The organism is Hymenobacter algoricola, assembly GCF_039539525.1.
Classification (GTDB): Bacteria; Bacteroidota; Bacteroidia; order Cytophagales; family Hymenobacteraceae; genus Hymenobacter; species Hymenobacter algoricola.
The window spans coordinates 76,885-96,508 of sequence record NZ_BAABDH010000012.1 but is presented as its reverse complement, the minus strand read 5'-3'; the positions used below and the strand labels follow the sequence as shown (position 1 = coordinate 96,508).

Here is a 19,624-nt window from a genome sequence, read left to right as displayed (position 1 = left end):
AAAAGGTTGTCTTCCCGGGCCCGTTCAGCAGCCGGGCCGGCCAGATTAGTTTACTGCATCCAGCAGCTTGCAGTCGGCGTAGCGCGGGTCGACTTCGATATACACGCTGCCGCGGTTTTTGAGAAACCACTCGTCCAGCGCCTTATTTTTCTTTTCGTTCAGGGCGGCTTGGGCTATCTTCTGGTAGTCGTCCTTCAGGTTGGCCTGGTGGGGCGGCGTGTTCGACTTCAGCCAGATGATGCGCATGGCGTCCTTGCCGTCGTCGGTGCGGTAGGGCAGGGGCGGGGTGATGTGGCCCACCTTCATGGTGTCGATGGTGAAGAAGATGGCCGGGTCAATCTTGTCGAGGGGCAGGTAGGAGCTGCCGTCCTGGCGGTTAGGAATCAGGCCGCCGTTGCTGCCGGTGTTTTTGTCGTCCGACTGGTCCTTGGCGGCTTTGGCGAAGGTGGTGCTGTCGGCCAGGATGCGGGTGCGCAGCTTGGCCAGCTGCAGGGCGGCCTCGTTCACGTCGCTGTTGCCGGTGGCGGCCTTGAGCAGGATGTGGCGGGTGCTGTAGGAGTCGCCTTTGCGCTCAATGAGCTGGATCAGGTGAAAGCCGAACTGCGACTCCACCACCGGCGACATCTGCCCGGGCTCCAGCTTGAGGGCCGCCGCCTCGTACTGGGGCACCAGCTCCTTGCGCTTGAAAAAGCCCAGGTAGCCGCCTTCCACGGCCGAGCCGGGGTCTTCGGAAAACTGCTTGGCCAGGGTGGCAAAATCTTCGCCGGCCTGGATGCGGCCCCGAATATCGTTGAGCTTGGTAATGGCGTCCTGCTTGGCTTTGGGATTGATCTGGGCCAGCTTCACGATCTGGCCCACTTCCACCTCGGTCGAGTAGTAGGGCAGGCTGTCTTTGGGGGCGCGGTTGAAGTACTGGCGCACCTCGCGAGGCGTCACGGTGACTTTGCCGGCAATGCTTTCCTGCATCTTCTGCTGCACGAGCTGCTCCTTGATCTGGGGGCGCAAGTCGTCCTTGAGCTGCTTGATGGGCTTGTTGTAGTATTCCTCCAGCTTCTTCTCCGAGCCGATCTGCTGCACGAAGTAGGCCATGCGCCGGTCCAGCTCATTGCGTACCTGGGAGTCCTCTACCACCACTGAGTCGGTTTCGGCTTTGGCCAGCATCAGCTTGTTGAGCACTATGCTCTGCAGGATTTTGCAGCGCAGGTCGGGCGGCAGGGGCTTGCCTTCGGCCTGGGCCAGCTGCTGGGCATACACGGCTTCCAGATCGGAGCTGAGCACAATCTGGTTGTCGATTTTAACGATGATGGCGTCGACCATGGTGCGGCCGGTGGGCCGGCCAATGCCCAGCTGGGCGAAGCTGGAACTAACGGTGCCAGCCAGCAGCACCACGGCCAGCAGCGCTACGCGGGCCGACAAACGAACGAATGGAGTCATGGAATCAAAAAGAGTAACGCCCGGGCTCGTCAGGAGGATGCCCGGGCCGGTCGGCTGAAGAAACGCAGAAAGCCGCCCGTAAATTTCAGCATAAATCCTTTCTCCGGCAAAAACCACCGGTTATTGCCCGGCCCGGGCGGCCAACAGCAGGAGGCGTGCCAGCCGCGCGGCGTTGCATGGCGCCCCGGATAAAAGAAAAGCCCCGGTGCTGACCGGGGCTTTTCACGTTGTCAGGAGCCGGAAAAGGTCCGTTACTTGGTCACCAGCTTGTCGACTTCCGGCTGGTTTATTTTCACGGGGTATTGGTCGCGCAGCTGGGCAATCCACTGCTTTTCCAGGTAGTTCTGGTAGTCAGAGGTAGCCTGGCCGCGGGCTTCGGCCAGCGTTTTGGGGCCGGCGGGCAGCACCTTGTCGATGGTCACGTTGTAGTAGCGGCCGTCCTTGGGTACGTCGTACGAGCCGGGGCCGCGGGTCAGCAGCTCATCCACCACTTTGTTGTCGCCCTTCTGGAAGCTGCGCTGGGTGATTTGCACCGCCAGCGGATTCTGCTCGTTCAGCATCTCTTCCAGCGCCACCGTGTTGGTGCCCGTCACGCTCAGCAGGGCCGAGTAGTCGGAAGCGGTGGTCAGGGTTTTGGCGGCGGTGCTCAGGCGGCGGGCCGGCACGCCCTTGGTGGTGAGGTAGAGCACCACGTTGCTGGCGCGCTTGCGGGCCAGCGTGGCGCTTTCGCCTTTCTTGGCGCGGCCGGTTACCACCAACTGCAAGGTCGAGTCGGCCTGCAGCTGGCTGGCCAGCCGGTCGAGGCCGCTCCAGGCGCCTTTCAGAATGTCGGCGGTGCCGGGGCGGAAGGCCACAGTGGCGGGCACGCCGTTTTTGACTACGTAGCGGCCGCCTTTCAGCTGCTGCTGGGCCTTGGTCAGAAGCTGGGGCGTGGCGGCGCTAATCACGGTGCCCTGCACCCGCGAGTCCCACTGGTACTTGGCCTGGTTGTCGGCGAAGAACTTCTGCAGGCCGGTGGTGTCCTCAATGGCTTTCGACCACACCTTCTCGTCCATCAGCTGGAACAGCAGAATACCGTCGCGGTACTCTTTCACCAGCATGCGGTAGTCCTCGTACTTGTTTTCGAGGTTGGCTTTTTCGTAGTCGGTCAGCTGCTGGTCGGCGTACTGGTCGTAGAGCTGCTGCATGCTGTAGCGGGCTTCCGAGCCGGGCCGGGCCCGCTGGTTCTGCTGCACGTAGGCCAGGAAATCCTTGGTCAGGTAGGGCTTGCCTTTAATGGTGAACAGCGGCGCGGTGGCCAGCTTGTCCTTCTCGGCGGGCACGTACTTGAAGCGGCCGCTCACCAGCGACGTATCGGCTTTGGCAAACACGTAGTCCTTGCCGGCCTTGTTCTCGGTGAAGCTGTTTTCGACGCGGATACGCTTGAGGAAAGCGGTGCGGTTGAGCTCGGAGCGGGAGTCCTTGGAAACCTTGCTTTTCAGCGACGGCTCCATGTCCTCGAACTTAGCTACCGGCTGCTTCTCTATGAGCTTGATGATGTGCCAGCCGTAAGGCGTCTGGACCGGGGCGGCGAGGTCGCCGGAGTTCTGCAGCTTGAAGGCCGACTCCTCGAAGGAAGGAATCATGCGGCCCGTGCCGAAGGGCGGCAGCTCGCCGCCATTGGCGGCGGAGCCGGCATCCTCCGAAAACTGCGCCACCAGCTTGTCCCAGTTTTCCTGGCGCTTGAGGCGGGCGTACAGCTCATCAATCTTCTTTTTGGCCGTCACCGAGTCGGCTTTGGGCATGCCGGGCGTGGCCCGGATCATGAGGTGGGCCACTTTGATCTCGCCCTGGGCCTGGCGCCGGTCGTTCACCTTGATGACGTGGTAGCCGAAGCGGGTGCGCACGGGCGCTGACACCTCGCCCACCTTGGTTTTATAAGCCGCCGACTCGAACGGATACACCATCTGCATGGCGGTGAAGTAGCCCAGCTTGCCGCCGTTTTCGCGGGCCGAGGGGTCTTCCGACGTTTCGCGGGCTACTTTGTCAAAGTCCTCGCCGCCGGTTACGCGCTGGCGCAGGGCCATGATCTTCTGGTAGGCCGCCAGTGTGTCCTTAGGCTCAGCCTCGGGGGTGATGCGAACCAGGATGTGGGAGGCATTCACCTCCTGGCTCAGCCGGTCGTAGGCCTCGCGCACCAGCTGGTCGGTGACGCTCTTCTCCGTCAGGTAGGGTTGGGCCAGCTGGCCCTGGTAGCCTTCCAGCTCGCGCTTAAAGGCCTGGGTGGTGTCCAGCCCGCGCTGCTCGGCCTCGAGCACCTTGAGCTTGAAGTTGGTGTACAGGTCGAGGTACTCGTTTACGCTGGCCTTGGTCCCGTATTCGGGGGCGGTGCTGTTGTTTTTGCGGTACACATAGGCGAACTCCGAGGCCGGGACTTCGCGGGTGCCGAGCGTTTCCACAACGGGCTGTTTGGCGGCGGTGACGGGTTTGGTAGTCTGGCACCCGGCCAGCAATGCAACGGCAACCGGGCCGGCGTACAGAATGCGTTTGTGCATACAGGGAATAAGAAACTACTAAAGCGAAGTGGCAGAAGGCGGGGCGAACGAACCGGAACGCTGCCTGACGCAATTTTACGGATTTTTTTTGGGCCGTCGGCGTCTTTGCCGGTGCCGGCCCGATACAAAAAAAGCACTTCGGGACCGAAGTGCTTTCCCCGCCTGAGCCTCAACGTGCTCAGGCTATCTTTTTGTACAAGCGGCACACATTATGGGTTCCCGTGGTAGAAAACTCCACCCGGTCCATGATGCGGTTGACCAGCGTCATGCCTACGCCGCCCTTCTTGCCGACGCGGATATGCTCCTGCAGATCGGGCTCCTTGTAGGACGAGGGCACGTAGGACGAGTTGCTGTCGTCTTCGATTTCGATGCCAAACACCTGGTTGTTGACGTTCAGCCGCAGATCCAGGTGCTGGGACTCGTCTTCGCCGTTGGCATGAATGATCAGGTTGGCCACTACTTCATCCACGGCCAGCACAATCTGATTGAGGTGCAAATCGGATAAGCTGTACGCTGCCAGGTAGGCGCTGACGAAGTCGCGCACTACCTTCAGATTGCTGCGGTTACAACTAATGCGGATTGCGTTTTTCATCCCTCGCGTTATCCTTCGGTAGCCTAAAAAGCAGTTGCCTCGGCCTGCGACGGCACAATGGTCATCAGCGCATCCAGTCCCAGAATCTCGAACACGTTATGCACTTTTTCCTGCATGTTGAAGAATACCAGCTTCACGTCGGCGTCCTGAAACTGCTGCAGGTGGGAGATGAAAACGCCCAGGCCCGCGGAGGAAATATAGTTGAGCTTCTGGCAGTCGATGAGGACTTTTTTGTAGTGCAGCACCTCCGGCTTGGTGAGCTCCGTGTCGAGCAGAACGGATGAGCTGGCGTCCAGTTCACCGTCCAGGCTGAGGGTAAGGATATTATCGGCGGACTCTTGAGTTATTTTCATGCCTCCTCTGTACGTTAACTTAGGGTGTCGGGTTGGGCCGCTTTGAACTTGATGACTAACAGGGTCTGGTCGTCGTGCATGGGCTGCCCGGCGCTGAACTCGTCAAGGTCATTAAGAATCTGCTGCTTGATTTCCTCGGCTTCGAGGTAATAGTTGCGCTCCAGCATCTGCTTGAGGCGCTCTTCGCCGTATTCTTCCTGGTCGTTGCCCCGAGCTTCCACAATGCCGTCGGTGTAGATGACCATCACGTCGCCGGGGTTGTAGTCGTAGAACTGGTTCTTGATGTGCTTCTCGTAGGAGTCGTTGCGGATGATGCCCAGGCCCAGGCCCGCCGTGTGGAAGTACGACACTTCCTCCTTGATGGAGTGATAGTACAGCGTGTGGCAGTGGCCGGCGCGGGCAAAGATGAAGCCGCCGTGCTCGTAGTCGATGATGTAGAGGGCCGCGGTAATAAACGAGGAGCGTTCCAGGCAGTGGGTCAGGGCGCGGTTGGCCATGGCCATAAACTTGCTGGGCACCGGAAACTTCTCCCGGTCGTCCTTGGCCAGCGGGTTTTCCTGCATCAGCGCGTGGAAAATTCCCTTCATCTGGGCCATGTGGAAGGCGGCCGTGATACCCTTGCCCGACACGTCGCCGATGAGGATGGCCAGGCGCTTGCCGGGCAGGTGCAGGAAGTCGTAGAAGTCGCCGCCCACTTCTTTGGCCGCCCGGGCGTGGGAGCCTATTTCAAACCAGTTGTCGATGGGCAGGTTTTTCGGAATCAGGCTGTCCTGCACCGAGGAGGCAATCTTGAGCTCTTCCTGCACCCGCTCGTTCTGCAGCGAGTTGGCCAGCAGCTGCAGGTTCTCGATGCTGAGCACCGTCTGGGTAGTGAAGGTTTGCAGGATGCCCAGGTTTTCACGGTCGAAGCCCTGGCGATGCTCCTTGAGCATATACAACGAGCCATACTGCCGCTTGGCCGAGCGCAGCGGCATCACAATCAGGGAGCCTAGCTGCAGGTCGAGGCCGCGGAAGCCGCTGGTGTTGGGCAGGTCGTTGTTGAGGTACTCGATGTGGCCCAGGTTGTAGTCGGCGAGCAGGGTGCGGATGTCGTCGATGCGCTCTTCCTCGATGCTGAAGCGTTTGCCCTGCAGCGGGCTCCGGCTTTCGTTGTCCACGTCGAGCCAGGCGGCATCGGCTTCCACGGTCTGCACGGCGGCGTCAAAGAGCATGTCGTACACTTCCTGCTCGGTCTGGCCTTTCTGAATCAGCTGGGTCAGACGCTGCAAACTCAGGATTTCCTCGCGCTTCTGCTCGAAAATACCCGCCGTGGGCAGGTTGAACAAGGTCACCAATAACCCCATCAGGGCAAAGAAGGCGGCGAAGAAGGCGGTGAGCAGTAGGAAGTTGTGCTGGGGCGCGGGAGCCACGAGCTTGGGGTAGTCGGCAACACGCAGAAAATACGCCACGAAGATGGTCATGCACAGCAGCAGGGCAAATTGCAGCAGCACCGCTTCCCACTTCTGCCGCCGGTTGAGGTAGGCAATCCACTTCTGGTAGCTGGTCAGATACACGCCAAACAAAGCCAGGCCGCCGATAACCGGGTACGCCAGGACACCGGGCGGCGTCCAGCCCAGCAGGCTGAACAGCAGGGTGACGCCCAGCAGCAGTTCAAACCACCGCCAGCTGCGGCGGATGCCTGGCGCCGAGCGGAACAGCACCAAAGCGCGCCAGGCATACGTCGTATAGGCCAGAAAGACGATGAACAGGCCCACGTTAATGGTGTAGATAACCGAGAAGAGCGTGCGGTCGGCAGTGGGAGTACCCGACTGCAGAAGCAGCTCGAACAGGTACAGGGCCACGCAGGCCGTGGCCAGCAGACCGGGCCCCAGCATCACCCGGCGCAGCAGGGCCACAAAATCGGTGCCGCGCAGCGGGTCGGGCTGCCCACGCTGGTAGAGAAACACGCTGGCCACAAAAACAGCCTGCGCTACCAGCGTAACCCAGGTGGGCGGAACCCCGAAACGGGCTGCCAACGCGGCATTGGCATGCAGCAGCGTACTGATCAGCAGTACCAACCAGCTCAGCGCGGCGAGAGGCAGGATAGCGGGCTTCAGTTTGGGGAGAAAGGGCATGAACGAAATATCAGGCAAGGGGCAGCGCGCCGTCGGGGCGGAATCAGTCGGCTAAGATAGGCGGTGAAGGCCAAAGAAGCGCGGTGGGAGTAGCAATTCCTCGGCTGGCTGGGGTAGGGCGCTAAGAATGAAGCAGAAGCGGTAAAACCAGGCGCCGCTAAAATAAGACACTGGTGGGTCGGAGGCGGCGCCTGCGCGCACAAAGCCTCCAACCCACCAGTGTCCTGCGGCCCGGCTTGGCGGCTAGCGGCTGCTGTAGTTCGGCGACTCGCTGGTAATCTGTACGTCGTGGGGGTGGCTTTCGCGCAGGCCGGCATTGGTGATGCGCACCATACGGGCCTGTTGCAGCACCTCGATGGTAGCCGCGCCCACGTAGCCCATGCCCGCCCGCAGGCCGCCGGCCAGCTGGTAGAGCACTTCGCCGGCCCCGCCCTTGAACGGCACGCGGCCCACGATGCCCTCGGGCACCAGCTTCTTCACGTCGTCCTCGGCATCCTGGAAGTAGCGGTCCTTGGAGCCTTCCTCCATGGCTTCCACCGAGCCCATGCCGCGGTACGACTTGAACTTGCGGCCCTCGTAGATGATAATGTCGCCGGGGGCTTCCTCGGTGCCGGCCAGCAGCGAGCCAATCATGATGCTGGAGGCGCCGGCTGCCAGGGCCTTCACCGCGTCGCCGCTGAACTTCACGCCGCCGTCGGCAATAAGGGGCACGCCGGTGCCGGCTAAGCCGCGGGCTGCTTCCAGCACGGCCGAGAGCTGGGGCACGCCGATGCCGGCAATGATGCGGGTGGTGCAGATGGAGCCGGGGCCCACGCCCACTTTCACGGCATCAGCCCCGGCATCGGCCAGGGCGCGGGCCCCTTCAGCGGTAGCCACGTTGCCGGCAATAACTTCGAGGGTCGGAAACTGCTGCTTGATGCTGCGTACCGCGTCGAGCACGCCCTTGGAGTGGCCGTGGGCGGTGTCCACGCTCACCACATCCACGCCGGCTTCCACGAGGGCCGCCACGCGCTCCAGCAAATCGGCCGTCACGCCCACGGCAGCCCCCACGCGCAGGCGGCCAAATTCGTCCTTCGACGCGTTGGGCGTGCGGCGCCGCTTGCGAATATCCTTGTAGGTGATCAGGCCGGTGAGGCGGCCGTCCTGGTCGATGACGGGCAGCTTCTCGACTTTAAATTCCTGCAGAATGTCTTCGGCCCGGGCCAGGTCGGTGCCGGTTTCGGTGGTCACCAGCTTGCCCTTGGTCATCACCTCGGCTACGGACCGGGTCATGTCCTTTTCGAAGCGCAGGTCGCGGTTGGTCAGAATGCCCTTGAGCACGCGCCGAGCGTCGATAATGGGAATGCCGCCGATTTTGTGCTTGCGCATCAGCTGCTTGGCGTCGCCGAGGGTGGCGTGCTCTTCCAGGGTAAACGGGTCGAGGATCATGCCGCTCTCCGAGCGTTTCACCCGGCGCACCTGTTCGGCCTGAGCCTTGATGCTCATGTTTTTATGGATGATGCCGAGGCCGCCTTCCTGGGCCATGGTAATGGCCAGCTCCGACTCGGTCACGGTATCCATGGCCGCCGACACGAAGGGCAGGTTCAGGCGGATGTTGCGGGTAAGCTGGGCGCTGGTGTCCGCGTCGCGGGGCAAGACCTCGGAATAGGCTGGCAGCAGCAGCACATCGTCGTAGGTGAGGGCCTCGAAGGCAATTTTGGGGAGGGCGTCGGCAGCCATGGCAACAAGATGATTACGTTTCACTTATTGCCGGGCAAAGCTACGACGAAAACCCGGGCCCGCGCTCAGCGCCGTATTATCATTTGGTATAATCAGCTCTGGAGCCCGAAAAAGAACCGCCCGCCCGCAGTAGAGGCAGTGCAGGCTGCACCGGGGGCGGCCAGGATGGGAACTATGCCGCCCCGGCTTTTGGCGGCTGGCCGCCGCGTGGGCTGGTGGGTTGCGGCGGTTTGAGCAGCAAGTTTTAAACCCGCCCGGCGTTTCTGCAGTTGAATAGCCCGGACCTTGCCTGGCCTTACCCGGGCCCGGCGGGTCCGTACTGCTTTTTCCAACCCCGCGGCGAACCCGGGTCCGCCGCTCCGTTTCTGCTTATGACCACTACTTCCAAAAACTGGTTTATTACCGGCGTCAGCACCGGTTTCGGCGCTGCGCTGGCCGATTTGCTGCTCGCCAAAGGCGACAAGGTCGCCGCCACCTTCCGCCAGCCCGAGCAGGCTGCGGAATTCACCAAAAAAGCTGGCGCCAACGGCCGCGGCCTCCTGTGTGAGGTTACGGACGAGGGGCAGGTGAAAAAAGCCATTGCCGACGCCATTCAGGCCCTGGGCCACATCGACGTGGTGGTGAATAACGCGGGCTACGGCTCCCTGGGCAGCATCGAGGAAATCGACGCCGCCGAGGTGCAGCGCCAGTTCGACGTGAACGTGTTCGGGCCGCTGCACGTGCTGCGGGCCGTGCTGCCCCACCTGCGCGAGCGGAAAAGTGGCCATGTGCTCAACATCAGCAGCATCGGCGGCCTGAAAACCTTTCCCGGCGTGGGCGTCTACAATGCCTCGAAGTTCGCGCTGGAAGCCATTGGCGAAAGCCTGGCCCAGCAGGTGGCGCCGCTCGGCATCAAAGTCACCAACATCGAGCCCAGCGGCTTCCGCACCGAGTGGGCCGGCAGCTCGGCTACCTTCGCCGACACCAAGATTGAGGATTACCGCAGCACCGTGGGCGAAAATCTGAAGGGCATCCAGAGCTACAGCGGCCGCCAGCCCGGCGACCCGGCCCGGGCCGCCCAGATCATGTTCGACCTCGTACGGCAGGAAAACCCGCCCCTGCATCTGCCGCTGGGCAAAGCCGCCGTGAAAGGCGCCCGCGACAAGTTTGCCGGCCTGATGCAAGAGCTGGAAGCCGTGGCCGCAACCGGCGACGCTGCCGACTTCCCGGCCGGGGAGTAGCCCTGCTGCCTCTCATCAAAACGCCGGGGGCGGATACCACACGGTATCCGCCCCCGGCGTTTTGATGAGAGGCCCGTCGGGTAGGCCTGCGCGCTGGGTGCAGGCTGCGTCCTGGGAGTAGCTACCGGCCCGCGGCCTCGGGGAGTGGCCGCAGATCGGGGTTGAACGTGAGGCTCAGCTGGGCGACGTGGCGCTGGGGTGCCACACCGTCGATGAACAGCTGGTGTAGGTAGCCCGCCTCCAGAGCCGTGGCTTTCGTAAACTGGTAGCCCAGGGCCAGGTAAGCGCGGTTCTGGCTGAACATGCTGCCGGTTGCGTTGCGGCCGAAGTCGAACAGCAATTCATCGGAAGCGGCCACGTATGGCGTGCCGGGCTGAAGGACGGCGCCCCGCAGGGGCAGCACGCCCCGCAGCTGGTACCGCAGGCGGTTCAGATATACTGCGCGGTCTTCCCCCGGCCGCACCAGGCGGCGCTGCTCCAGGCGGTAGCGGTGCTGCATCCGGACCAGGCCTTTGACGTCCTGCAGCACCAGCTGCTCGTAGAGGCGGTGCTCGGGGGCGTGGATGGCCGCCGGGGAGTCGTCGGTGCTGAACTGCGCCACGTAGGAGTAGCCCGCCGTCAGCGTCACCTGGGAAGTAGCGTGGTAGTTGATGCCCACGCGGGCCTGATTGTGCCGCAGCACGGCAACCGTGCGGGAGCGGCGAATCTGGGCATCGGCGTGTACGCCCCACTTCTCGCTCAGGCGGGCGTCGGTAGAATACAGCAGCCACACATTCTCCACCGGCAACTCACGGTTTTTATCCGCCAGCTGCTGCGCCGCGGCGCCATGGCCAGCCAGCAGGCTGCCCACGCAGCTTCCCAACCCTAGCATACAGCGGCAGATACTGGTCATAGCCAATATTACTAAATCATTACCAGGATTACCAAATTGTTAACAAATATTCTGATGGCCCGGAAGTAAAACACGGGTCTGCTCATCAGGCCGTTACGCTGCCTTTGGCGGCGGTATGGGGGCGCTGAAGGAAACTCTGGCTGACCCGGGTGGAAGCAGTAGGCGGAGTTAGGCTTACTTGCGTGGCTTTATGCCGCGGGTGGGTAGGGCTTCGAGTGGGTTGTCGGGCCAGAAGTGCTTGGGGTAGCGGCCGCGCAGATCCTTGCGCACGGCGAAGTAGCCAGTAGTCCAGAAGCTGCGCAAGTCGCGGGTAACCTGCACCGGCCGGCGGGCCGGGGAAAGCAGATGAATAGTCAGCGGCACGCGCCCTCCTCCCACTTGGGGCGTATCAAGCAGGCCGAAAATTTCCTGCAGCCGCACGGCCAGCACGGGGGCTGCCGGGTCGTGGTAAAGGAGCGTAATGCGCGAGCCGCTGGGAACTTCCAGGTAAGCAGGGGCCAGCCGGTCAAGTTCCTGGCGTTGGGGCCAGCCGCCGGGCAGCCAGCTAAGCAGGGCCTCCCCCAGATCCACGCGGTTTACGTCGGCTAGGCTGCGCACTCCCTCCAGATACGGCCCGAGCCAGGCTTCAAGCTGCGCCACCAGCGCTGAATCAGCCACGTCCGGCCAGGCATCGGGGCTCAGCTGGTGCAGAAACGCCAGCCGTTCCCGTAGCTGCTGGGCTTCAGCGCTCCAGGCCAGCCGGCCGATGCCGGTGGCGCGGATGCCTTCCAGCAGCGCCAGGGCCACGGCCGCCGGGGCGGGTTGGGCCAGCGGCGTTTCTGCCAGCATCAGCGCATTCAGCTGCCGCACGCGGCGGGCCACCACCCGCCCGCTGGCCGCATCCCAGCGCACTTCTTCCCGGGTTTCAATCAGGTTGGGGAAGTACTTCTCCAGGTCGGCCTGCTCCACGGGAGCGGCCAGCGCGGCCCGGGGCGTCGCGGGCGGTCCGTCGAGGTGGGCGACGGCAAAGAAAACGTCCTGACGGCTGAAATACTCCGCAGGGAGTGTGGCGCGCTGGCCGGTCACGAGGCGGACCCGCTCCGGGGTTTCGCGCTGGGCCAGCCGGTCGGGGTAAGCCAGGGCCGCCAGCACGCCCGCGGCGTCTACCTCCAGAGCATTGTCGCGCACGCCGGCGCGGGTGCGCAGCACGGCCGCGGCCTCGCGCACCCGGCGCAGGGCCCCGGCATCGGGCAGCAGCCCCGGGAAGGGTGCGCGGCCGGTGGCCAGGGCCTCCAGGCGCAGGCGCAGATCCGGTGGGGCGGGCGTACCGTCGGCGGAGCGCAGAATGTCGCGCTCGGTGAGCAGGGCGGCTAAGGCACAGGCGGTGGCGCCGTGGCCGGCCGCCTTTCCGCGCAGCACCAAATGGCCCAGGCGGGGCACCAGTCCTAGCCCGGCCAGGGCCCGGCCGTGGGGCGTGGGCTGGCCGGCAGGAGTCAGGGCACCCAGCCGCACCAGCAGGTCACGCGCCTGGGCCAGGGCGGCGGCGGGCGGCGCATCGAGCCAGCGCAGGGAGGCCGGGTCGGTAGTGCCCCACAGGGCCAGCTCCAGCGCCAGGCCGCTCAGGTCGGCCGTCAGGATTTCGGGCGGCAGATGGGCCGGCCGCATGCTGTGCTCGGCTTCGGTCCAGAGCCGGTAGCAGGTGCCCGGGCCCAGGCGCCCGGCCCGGCCCCGGCGCTGGTCGGCGGCGGCTTGGCTGACGGGCACCGTGCCCAGGGTAGTAAGGCCGGTGCGGGGCTCAAACTGCGGCACCCGGGCGTAGCCGCCGTCGATGACCACCTGCACGCCTTCGATGGTGAGGCTGGTTTCGGCAATGCTGGTAGCCAGCACCACCTTGCGGCGGCCGGCGGGAGCGGGGCGCAGGGCGGCATCCTGCTGCTCGGCCGGCAGCTCCCCGTGCAGCACATGAATATCAACGGTAGGGGGCAACACGCCGGTGAGCTGGTCGGCGGTGCGGCGCTGGTCGGCCAGTCCCGGCAGGAACACGAGCAGGTCGCCGGCCGGGTGCGTGACCAGGCTTTCGCGGATAACGGCGGGCGTGAGCGTCGCCAGCCGCTCGTGGGGGCGGCGGCCGGCGGCGGCTACCCGGGCCGGAGAAAGGTAGTGGGTGCTCACGGCGTGCCGCAGGCCGGCGCTACGCACCACGGGTGCCCCCAGCCAGGCCCCCAGCCGCTCGGCTTCGAGCGTGGCACTCATAATGAGCAGGCGCAGGTCGGGCCGGAGTACGGCCTGGGCATCGAGGGCCAGCGCCAGCCCCAGGTCGGCCTGCAGGCTGCGCTCATGAAACTCGTCGAACAGTACGGCGGCCACGCCTTCCAGGGCCGGGTCGTCCTGCAGCATGCGGGTCAGAATGACCTCGGTGGCTACTTCGATGCGGGTATGGCTGGAAATCCGGCTTTCCAGCCGCACCCGGTAGCCTACCGTGTGACCCACCGGCTCACCCAGGATACTGGCCATGCGGGCTGCCGCGGCCCGGGCGGCCAGCCGCCGGGGTTCCAGCACAATGATGCGCCCGGCCGGGAGCCGCCACGCCGCTTCCAGCAAAGCCAGGGGCACCACGGTGGTTTTGCCCGCCCCAGGTGGGGCCTGCAGCACGGCGCAGGTCGTAGCGTCGAGCGTGCGCAGCAGCTCGGGCAGGGCGGCGCAGATGGGCAGGTTGGGGAGGTGCATCAGTGAATCAGGAAACGGGCGCAGGCTTGGACTTACCTGCTGCCTGGCGTGGGCAATGGATAGGGCGGGCTTGGAGGAACCAGGCGGCTGCTCCGGCCCTGGTAGCCGACCGTCGCTTCGCCCGGCTGGTGTTTAATACACCGCCACCGTGGGGTCCACGCGCACCGACCAGGCGTGGATGCCGCCGCGCAGGTTGAGCAGGTTGGTCAGGCCGTGGCGATGCTGCAGGTAGGCCAGCGCCTGGGCCGAGCGTACTCCGTGGTGGCAGATGAGCACCACGGGCCGGTCGGTGGCCAGGTCCTCCACGTGGGCCGGCACCTCGCCGAGCGGAATCAGCTGGCTGCCCTCAATGCGGCAATAGGCGTATTCCTCGGGCTCCCGCACGTCAATCAGCTGCAGGATTTCGCCCTGCTGGCGGCGGCGGTGCAGGTCTTCGGGGGTAAGGTCGGGGAGCATAAGCGGCGGAGAACAAAATGACGGGGCGTAAAATTAGCCACTGACTGGTTAGCTTTGGCCCCGCCCGCCGTTTACCGCCGGCGCAGCCCGCCGTTTTCTCCTCTTTCGCTCTTGCTACACTCCCTCTACGAGTTCTGGACTTCGGCCGCGGGCGGTACCCCGCTGGAATGGGTGGCCGTCGTCACCGGCTTTGCCTGCGTGTGGCTGGCGGCCCGCGAGTCGCTCTGGAATTTCCCCACGGCCATCGTGAGCTGCGGCCTGTACATTTTCGTGTATTACGGGCAGCAGCTGTACGCCGACTGCCTGCTGCAGATCTTTTTCATTGCCATGGGCCTCTATGGCTGGTACGGCTGGCAGTACGGCGGAGCGCGCCATTCGGCCCTGGGCGTGACCCGCACCCGGCCCTGGGAGTGGGCGGTAGTAGCGGTGGGCGTGGCGCTGTTTACGGCGGGCTTTGGCTACTACCTCAGGCACTACACCAACGACTCGCTGCCGTACTGGGACAGCTTCACCACCGCCGGCAGCCTGGCCGCGCAGTACCTGCTCACCCGCAAGCGCCTCGAAAACTGGCTGCTCTGGATAGTGGTCGACGTGGTGTACGTGCCCATTCTCTGGCACAAGCACCTGTATCCGAGCAGCGGCCTGTACGCGCTGTACCTCGTGCTGGCCGTGTACGGCTACATCGAGTGGCGCCGGGCGGCCCGGGCCGCCGTTTCCTCCACCGCCTTGCCCGTCGCCTGATGCTGCGCATTGCCCTCACCGGACCCGAATCGACGGGCAAAACCACGCTGAGCCGCCTGCTGGCCGAACACTACGCCACGACCTGGGCGCCAGAGTATGCCCGCGCCTACCTGGAGCCCCGCAGCGGCCACTACACCCTGGCCGACCTCGAGGTTATTGCCCGCGGGCAGCTGGCCGCCGAAGAGGCCGCCGCAGCCCGGGCCCACCGCGTCGTGTTCTTCGATACGGATTTTCTGGTGCTGAAAATATGGTCCGAGCACGCTTTTGGGCACTGCCCGGAATGGATTCTGCGCCAGATCGAGCAGCAGCAGTACGACCTGGTGCTGCTGCTCGATGTGGACCTGGCCTGGGAGCCCGACCCGCTGCGGGAGCACCCGAACCTGCGGCAGCATTTTTACAGCCTCTACCACTCCGAGCTCAGCAGCCACGTATCCAACTTTGCCGAAATCAGCGGTCCGCCCGCCCGCCGCTTCGAGCAGGCCTGCTACCTGATCGACGAGCTGCTGGCCGCCGCTGACCGCCCGACTCTCGTTGGGGCCCGGCCGAATCCGGCGCCGGACAGCCCGCAGCCGTAGTCTCTATCGGCCCAGTTTCCCGGGCCCTGAGTTCTTGTCTATGACCTACCACCTCGAAAATGACCAGTGCCGCGTAGCCGTGCAAAGCCACGGCGCCGAGCTGAGCAGCCTGGTCCGCAAAGATCTGCCCGGCCCGGGCGCGCTGGAATACCTCTGGTCGGCCGACCCCGCGGTGTGGGCCCGCCATGCCCCGGTGCTGTTTCCCATCGTGGGGCGGCTGGCCGATAACGGCTACCGGCACCAGGGCCGGCCCTACCAGCTGCCCCAGCACGGCTTTGCCCGCGACCGGGAATTCAGCCTGGTGCGGCAGACGGCCACGGAACTGGCCTTCGAGCTGCGCGCCGACGCGGCCAGCCGGGCCATGTATCCGTTCGAGTTTATCCTGACCATCACCTATGGTCTGCGCGCGGCCGAGCTGACGGTGCGATGGGACGTGCAGAACCCGGCGGCAGCCGACGAGCTGCTGTTCAGCATTGGCGCCCACCCGGCTTTCCGCTGCCCCCTGCTGCCGGACGAGCAGTTTGCCGACTACTTTTTCCACTTCGACCACCCCGTGACGCTGCCGCGCTACCTGCTGCAGGACGGCCTGCTCACCGGCCTGACCGCCCCCTTGCTTACCGAGCAAACCGAGCTGCCGCTGACCTACGAGTTGTTTGCCCAGGATGCCCTGGTGCTAAAGAACTTCGACTTCACGCGCCTCACCCTGCGCAGCCGCCGCTCGGCCCGCGCCGTGCGCCTGCGCTTCGACGGCTTTCCCTACCTCGGCCTCTGGACCAAGGGCCGCGGCGCCCTGTTCGTGTGCATCGAGCCCTGGCAGGGCATTGCCGGCTCCGTCGGGGGGCCGCAGGAGCTGGCCGACAAGGAAGGCATTCTGACCCTGGCGCCCGGCGGGCAGTACTCAGCTCACTATACCATTGCCGTCGAGTAGGCGCGGCTCCCGCGGCCCCGGGCTGGAAATCCGGGCCATCAATTTTGCCGACACGTATCCGTTGCGGCCCGCCGTGCTCTGAGCCGGTAAGCTGCCGGACCAGGTGAAAACGGTGGTAAAAGCCTAGGACAGCATGGGCTCAGTCGGCCGAATGGGCACCCGCGGGCGGTTGTAGTCCGGCTCCCAGTCGTTGATGGGGCGGGTAATACCGGGCGGCAGGTCGAGGTCGGGCAGGCCGTCGTCGAGGGGCTCGCCGCCTTCGTCGTCACCGTCGGGGAAGGGCGGGCGCTGGTAGCGGCGCCGGGGCATTACCATGAAATAAGCGAGGATGGCGAAGACCACCAGAGCGTAGACAAGGCTGATCATGGCGAGAGCAGTGAAAGGCGACGGAAACGGGACGAGTCGGCGGGCTCGCATCAGATAACGGTACTGTTGCGGGAGTTGTTTAGGGTTTGGCAACTTTTCGGCGACGCTAACTCCCTGCCTAAGATACGTGATTATCAGGCTAAAGTAAACCCCGGCCGCCGGGCTGATTTGGAACTGCGAAAGCTGCGGTCTAGCTTTGGGGCATAGTTTAGGGGTGCCCCACCATCGGCGACGATGCCGTGGGGCTGAGATCATACCCATTGAACCTGATCCGGGTAATGCCGGCGAAGGGAACAAACGATCCGCGAACGTGAAAACCTTTTGCGCCGACCCCTGGCGTAGGGCCCGTTCCACTTTTTCTTTTTTACCCGTTGAAAAATTTCCTGTTTTTGGGGGCGGCGCTGCTGGCGCTGCCCTGCTCGTCGGCGTGGGCGCAAGGTCCCGTGTCCGGCACGGTTACGGATGCCCGCACCGGCCTGGTGCTGCCCGGCGCCACCGTATTGCTCGATGGCGCGGCCAGTGCCGCCACCGATGCCGCGGGCACTTTCTCTATTCCGGCTGTGCCGGCCGGAGCGCACGAGCTGCGGGTTACCTTCCTGGGCTACGAGCCGCTGGTGCAGCCGGTACGGGGCCAGGTGGCTGCGCAGCGGCTGGCCAGTCCGCTCCGGCCCGGTGGTGTGCTCACCGGTGAGGCGCTGGTGACGGCCAGCCGCGCCAACGACCGCACGGCTACGGCCTACACCAACGTCAGCAAGGAGCAACTTCAGGCCCGCAACTTCGGCCAGGACCTGCCCTACCTGCTCGACCAGACGCCCTCGGTGGTGGTGACTTCCGATGCCGGGGCCGGCGTGGGCTACACCGACATCCGCATCCGGGGCACCAGCAACACGGGCATCAACATGACCATCAACGGCGTGCCGCTCAACGACGCGGAGTCGCACGGCTCGTTTCTGATCAACCTGCCCGACCTGGCCTCGTCCATCAACAGCCTGCAGGTGCAGCGCGGGGTGGGCACCAGCCAGAACGGCGGGGCGGCCTTCGGGGCCAGCATCAACATCAGCACCCTGGAAAACCGCCGCGAAGCCTACGGTGAAACCCAGAACTCGGTGGGCTCCTTCGGCACCTGGAAAAACAACGTTTCCTTCGGCACCGGGCTGCTGAACGGGCACTTCACCGTAGATGGCCGTTTGTCGCGCATCAAGTCGGACGGCTACATGAACCGGGCGGCGTCGGACCTGAAGTCGTACTACTTCGCCGCCGGCTACCAGCAGAAAAGCACTCTGCTCAAGTTTATCACCTTCTCGGGGCGGGAGAAAACCTACCAGGCCTGGAACGGCGTGCCCGAGCCCGCCCTGACCGGCGACCGGACCCTGGCGCAGCAGTTTGCCGACAACTACGCCCTCAGCGACGCAGATGCCGAGCGGGTGCTGCGCGAAGGCCGACGCTACAGCTTCTACACCTACGACAACCAGACCGACAACTACCAGCAGAACCACTACCAGCTGCACCTCACCCAGGGCCTGGGCGCCGACTGGAACCTGGGCGCGGCGCTGCATCTGACCCGGGGCTTCGGCTACTACGAAAACTACCAGGCTGCTCAGGCCCTGACCGATTACGGCCTGGCCGACGTCATCATCGGCGTCGATACCATCACGGCTACCAACCTCATCAACCGGAAGTGGCTGGACAACTATTTCTACGGCGGCACTTTTGCCCTGAACTACCAGCCCCGGGCTAACGACGCGTTTCAGGCCACGGTGGGCGGCGCCTGGAACCAGTTTGTCAACGACCACTACGGCGAGGTTATCTGGGCTCAGTACGCTTCCAACGGCCCGATCCGCCAGCGCTACTACTTCAACGACGCCCGCAAAACCGACTACCACGCCTACGCCCGCGCCACCTGGCAGGTAGCACCCCGGCTGGGCGTGTACGCCGACGCGCAGGTGCGCCACATTGCCTACAACCTCGACGGGCTGGAAGAAGGCCTGGTCGACGTGCGCACCCGGGCCCGCTACACCTTCTTCAACCCCAAAGCCGGCGTTACTTTCTCGCCAACGGCGGGGCAGCAGCTCTACGCCAGCTACGCCGTGGGCCAGCGCGAGCCGGTCCGCGCCGACTTTACCGACCGCCCCGCCGGCCAGCCCCTGCCCCGGGCCGAGCGGCTCGACGACATTGAGGTGGGTTACCGCTTCGCCCAGCCCGAGGCGACGGTGCTGGGCCCGCACACGGCCCTGCGCCTGGAAGCCAACTATTTCTACATGCGCTACCGCAACCAGCTGGTGGCCACGGGCCAGCTCGACGCCGTGGGCACGCCGCTGCGCACCAACGTGGGCCGCAGCTACCGCACCGGACTGGAGTTGACGGGCTCGGCGTCGGCCAACGACAAAGTGAGCCTGAGCAGCACGCTGACCCTGAGCCGCAACCGCGTGCTGGACTACCGCCAGATTCTGTTCGACAGCAACTTTGCCCCCGTGGTGTCCGCCGAAACCCGACCGTCCGCTATTTCCTATTCGCCGGCGGTGGTATCGGCGCACACGCTGGAAGGACAGCCATTGAAGGGACTGCGGGTGGCGCTGCTCTACAAAACCGTGAGCCGGCAGTACCTGGATAACTCGGCCAGCGAAGACCGTCGCCTCCGGCCCTACCAGGTGCTGGACCTGCGGTTACGCTACACCATCCGGCCGGCTTGGGTGAAGGAAATCGAGCTGGGGCTGTTGGTTAATAATGTGCTCAACCGCGAGTACGTGGCCAACGGCTATACCTACGGCAACCTCGACGCCGCCGGCCAGCAGCTGAACTACAACTTCTACTACCCCCAGGCCACCCGCAACTTCCTGGCTTCGGTGGGCATGAAGTTTTAATAGCGGCCTGGCGAAGCCGGAGCGGCCGTAATCCGTCCGGAGCAACGAAGAAGCCTGCTAAACCACAAAGCCCCGGCGTATTCCAACGTCGGGGCTTTGTGCGAAAAAGCCGGTCTGTTTCCGGGGCCGGATT

General features: G+C 64.5%; 15 protein-coding genes and 1 riboswitch. Of the genes, 5 read left to right on the top strand and 10 right to left on the bottom strand.

Annotation, left to right across the window (positions count from 1 at the left end; genetic code table 11):
- Window positions 1–45 precede the first annotated feature (45 nt).
- The 6 genes from ABD842_RS02740 to guaB form a co-directional block, all read right to left on the bottom strand.
- The gene (locus tag ABD842_RS02740; RefSeq protein WP_345109717.1) at window positions 46–1,434 is read right to left on the bottom strand and encodes a peptidylprolyl isomerase; all 1,389 of its coding nucleotides are present in this window, start codon (window positions 1,432–1,434) and stop codon (window positions 46–48) included.
- A 251-nt stretch (window positions 1,435–1,685) separates the two neighbouring features.
- Window positions 1,686–3,968: a peptidylprolyl isomerase gene (locus tag ABD842_RS02735; RefSeq protein ID WP_345109714.1), complete on the bottom strand. Its 2,283-nt coding sequence runs from the start codon at window positions 3,966–3,968 to the stop codon at window positions 1,686–1,688.
- Between the two features lie 178 nt (window positions 3,969–4,146).
- A complete protein-coding gene (locus ABD842_RS02730) occupies window positions 4,147–4,560 on the bottom strand; it encodes an ATP-binding protein (protein ID WP_345109711.1) in 414 nt (137 codons plus the stop codon).
- A 23-nt stretch (window positions 4,561–4,583) separates the two neighbouring features.
- The gene (locus ABD842_RS02725) at window positions 4,584–4,913 is read right to left on the bottom strand and encodes an STAS domain-containing protein (RefSeq protein WP_345109708.1); all 330 of its coding nucleotides are present in this window, start codon (window positions 4,911–4,913) and stop codon (window positions 4,584–4,586) included.
- Window positions 4,914–4,927: 14 nt separating this feature from the next.
- Window positions 4,928–7,027, bottom strand: a complete 2,100-nt coding sequence (locus ABD842_RS02720; protein WP_345109705.1) for a PP2C family protein-serine/threonine phosphatase — start codon at window positions 7,025–7,027, stop codon at window positions 4,928–4,930.
- A gap of 243 nt (window positions 7,028–7,270) precedes the next feature.
- Complete coding sequence (gene guaB / locus ABD842_RS02715) at window positions 7,271–8,746, bottom strand: IMP dehydrogenase (RefSeq protein ID WP_345109702.1); 1,476 nt, start codon at window positions 8,744–8,746, stop codon at window positions 7,271–7,273.
- 371 nt (window positions 8,747–9,117) lie between these two features.
- Between guaB and ABD842_RS02710 the strand changes: the two genes are divergently transcribed.
- A complete protein-coding gene (locus ABD842_RS02710) occupies window positions 9,118–9,966 on the top strand; it encodes an oxidoreductase (RefSeq protein WP_345109699.1) in 849 nt (282 codons plus the stop codon).
- A 121-nt stretch (window positions 9,967–10,087) separates the two neighbouring features.
- Here ABD842_RS02710 and ABD842_RS02705 read toward each other — a convergent pair whose 3' ends face one another.
- The 3 genes from ABD842_RS02705 to ABD842_RS02695 form a co-directional block, all read right to left on the bottom strand.
- Window positions 10,088–10,837: a DUF2490 domain-containing protein gene (locus ABD842_RS02705; protein WP_345109697.1), complete on the bottom strand. Its 750-nt coding sequence runs from the start codon at window positions 10,835–10,837 to the stop codon at window positions 10,088–10,090.
- Between the two features lie 195 nt (window positions 10,838–11,032).
- Window positions 11,033–13,564 carry an ATP-dependent helicase HrpB gene (gene hrpB, locus ABD842_RS02700; protein ID WP_345109695.1) on the bottom strand — a complete coding sequence of 844 codons (2,532 nt, stop codon included), beginning with the start codon at window positions 13,562–13,564 and terminating at the stop codon, window positions 11,033–11,035.
- Window positions 13,565–13,696: 132 nt separating this feature from the next.
- On the bottom strand, window positions 13,697–14,020 hold the full coding sequence (locus ABD842_RS02695) for a rhodanese-like domain-containing protein (protein ID WP_345109693.1): 324 nt from the start codon (window positions 14,018–14,020) through the stop codon (window positions 13,697–13,699).
- Between the two features lie 111 nt (window positions 14,021–14,131).
- Here ABD842_RS02695 and pnuC point away from each other — a divergent pair, with 111 nt between their 5' ends.
- The 3 genes from pnuC to ABD842_RS02680 are packed head-to-tail and all read left to right on the top strand — an operon-like array spanning window position 14,132 to window position 16,264.
- Window positions 14,132–14,761, top strand: coding sequence for a nicotinamide riboside transporter PnuC (pnuC, locus tag ABD842_RS02690; RefSeq protein WP_345109690.1), 630 nt, complete (start codon window positions 14,132–14,134; stop codon window positions 14,759–14,761).
- Window positions 14,761–15,336, top strand: a complete 576-nt coding sequence (locus ABD842_RS02685; RefSeq protein WP_345109688.1) for an AAA family ATPase — start codon at window positions 14,761–14,763, stop codon at window positions 15,334–15,336. The genes pnuC and ABD842_RS02685 overlap by 1 nt, the downstream gene beginning before the upstream one ends.
- Window positions 15,337–15,376: 40 nt before the next feature.
- Window positions 15,377–16,264: an aldose 1-epimerase family protein gene (locus ABD842_RS02680; RefSeq protein WP_345109686.1), complete on the top strand. Its 888-nt coding sequence runs from the start codon at window positions 15,377–15,379 to the stop codon at window positions 16,262–16,264.
- A gap of 123 nt (window positions 16,265–16,387) precedes the next feature.
- On the opposite strand, the gene ABD842_RS02675 is transcribed toward ABD842_RS02680, so the two are convergent.
- Entirely contained in the window at window positions 16,388–16,630 is a 243-nt protein-coding gene (locus ABD842_RS02675) for a hypothetical protein (protein ID WP_345109684.1), read from the bottom strand.
- A 200-nt stretch (window positions 16,631–16,830) separates the two neighbouring features.
- Window positions 16,831–16,942: riboswitch (TPP riboswitch) on the top strand.
- Window positions 16,943–17,001: 59 nt separating this feature from the next.
- Between ABD842_RS02675 and ABD842_RS02670 the strand changes: the two genes are divergently transcribed.
- A complete protein-coding gene (locus tag ABD842_RS02670) occupies window positions 17,002–19,491 on the top strand; it encodes a TonB-dependent receptor (protein WP_345109678.1) in 2,490 nt (829 codons plus the stop codon).
- Window positions 19,492–19,624 lie beyond the last annotated feature (133 nt).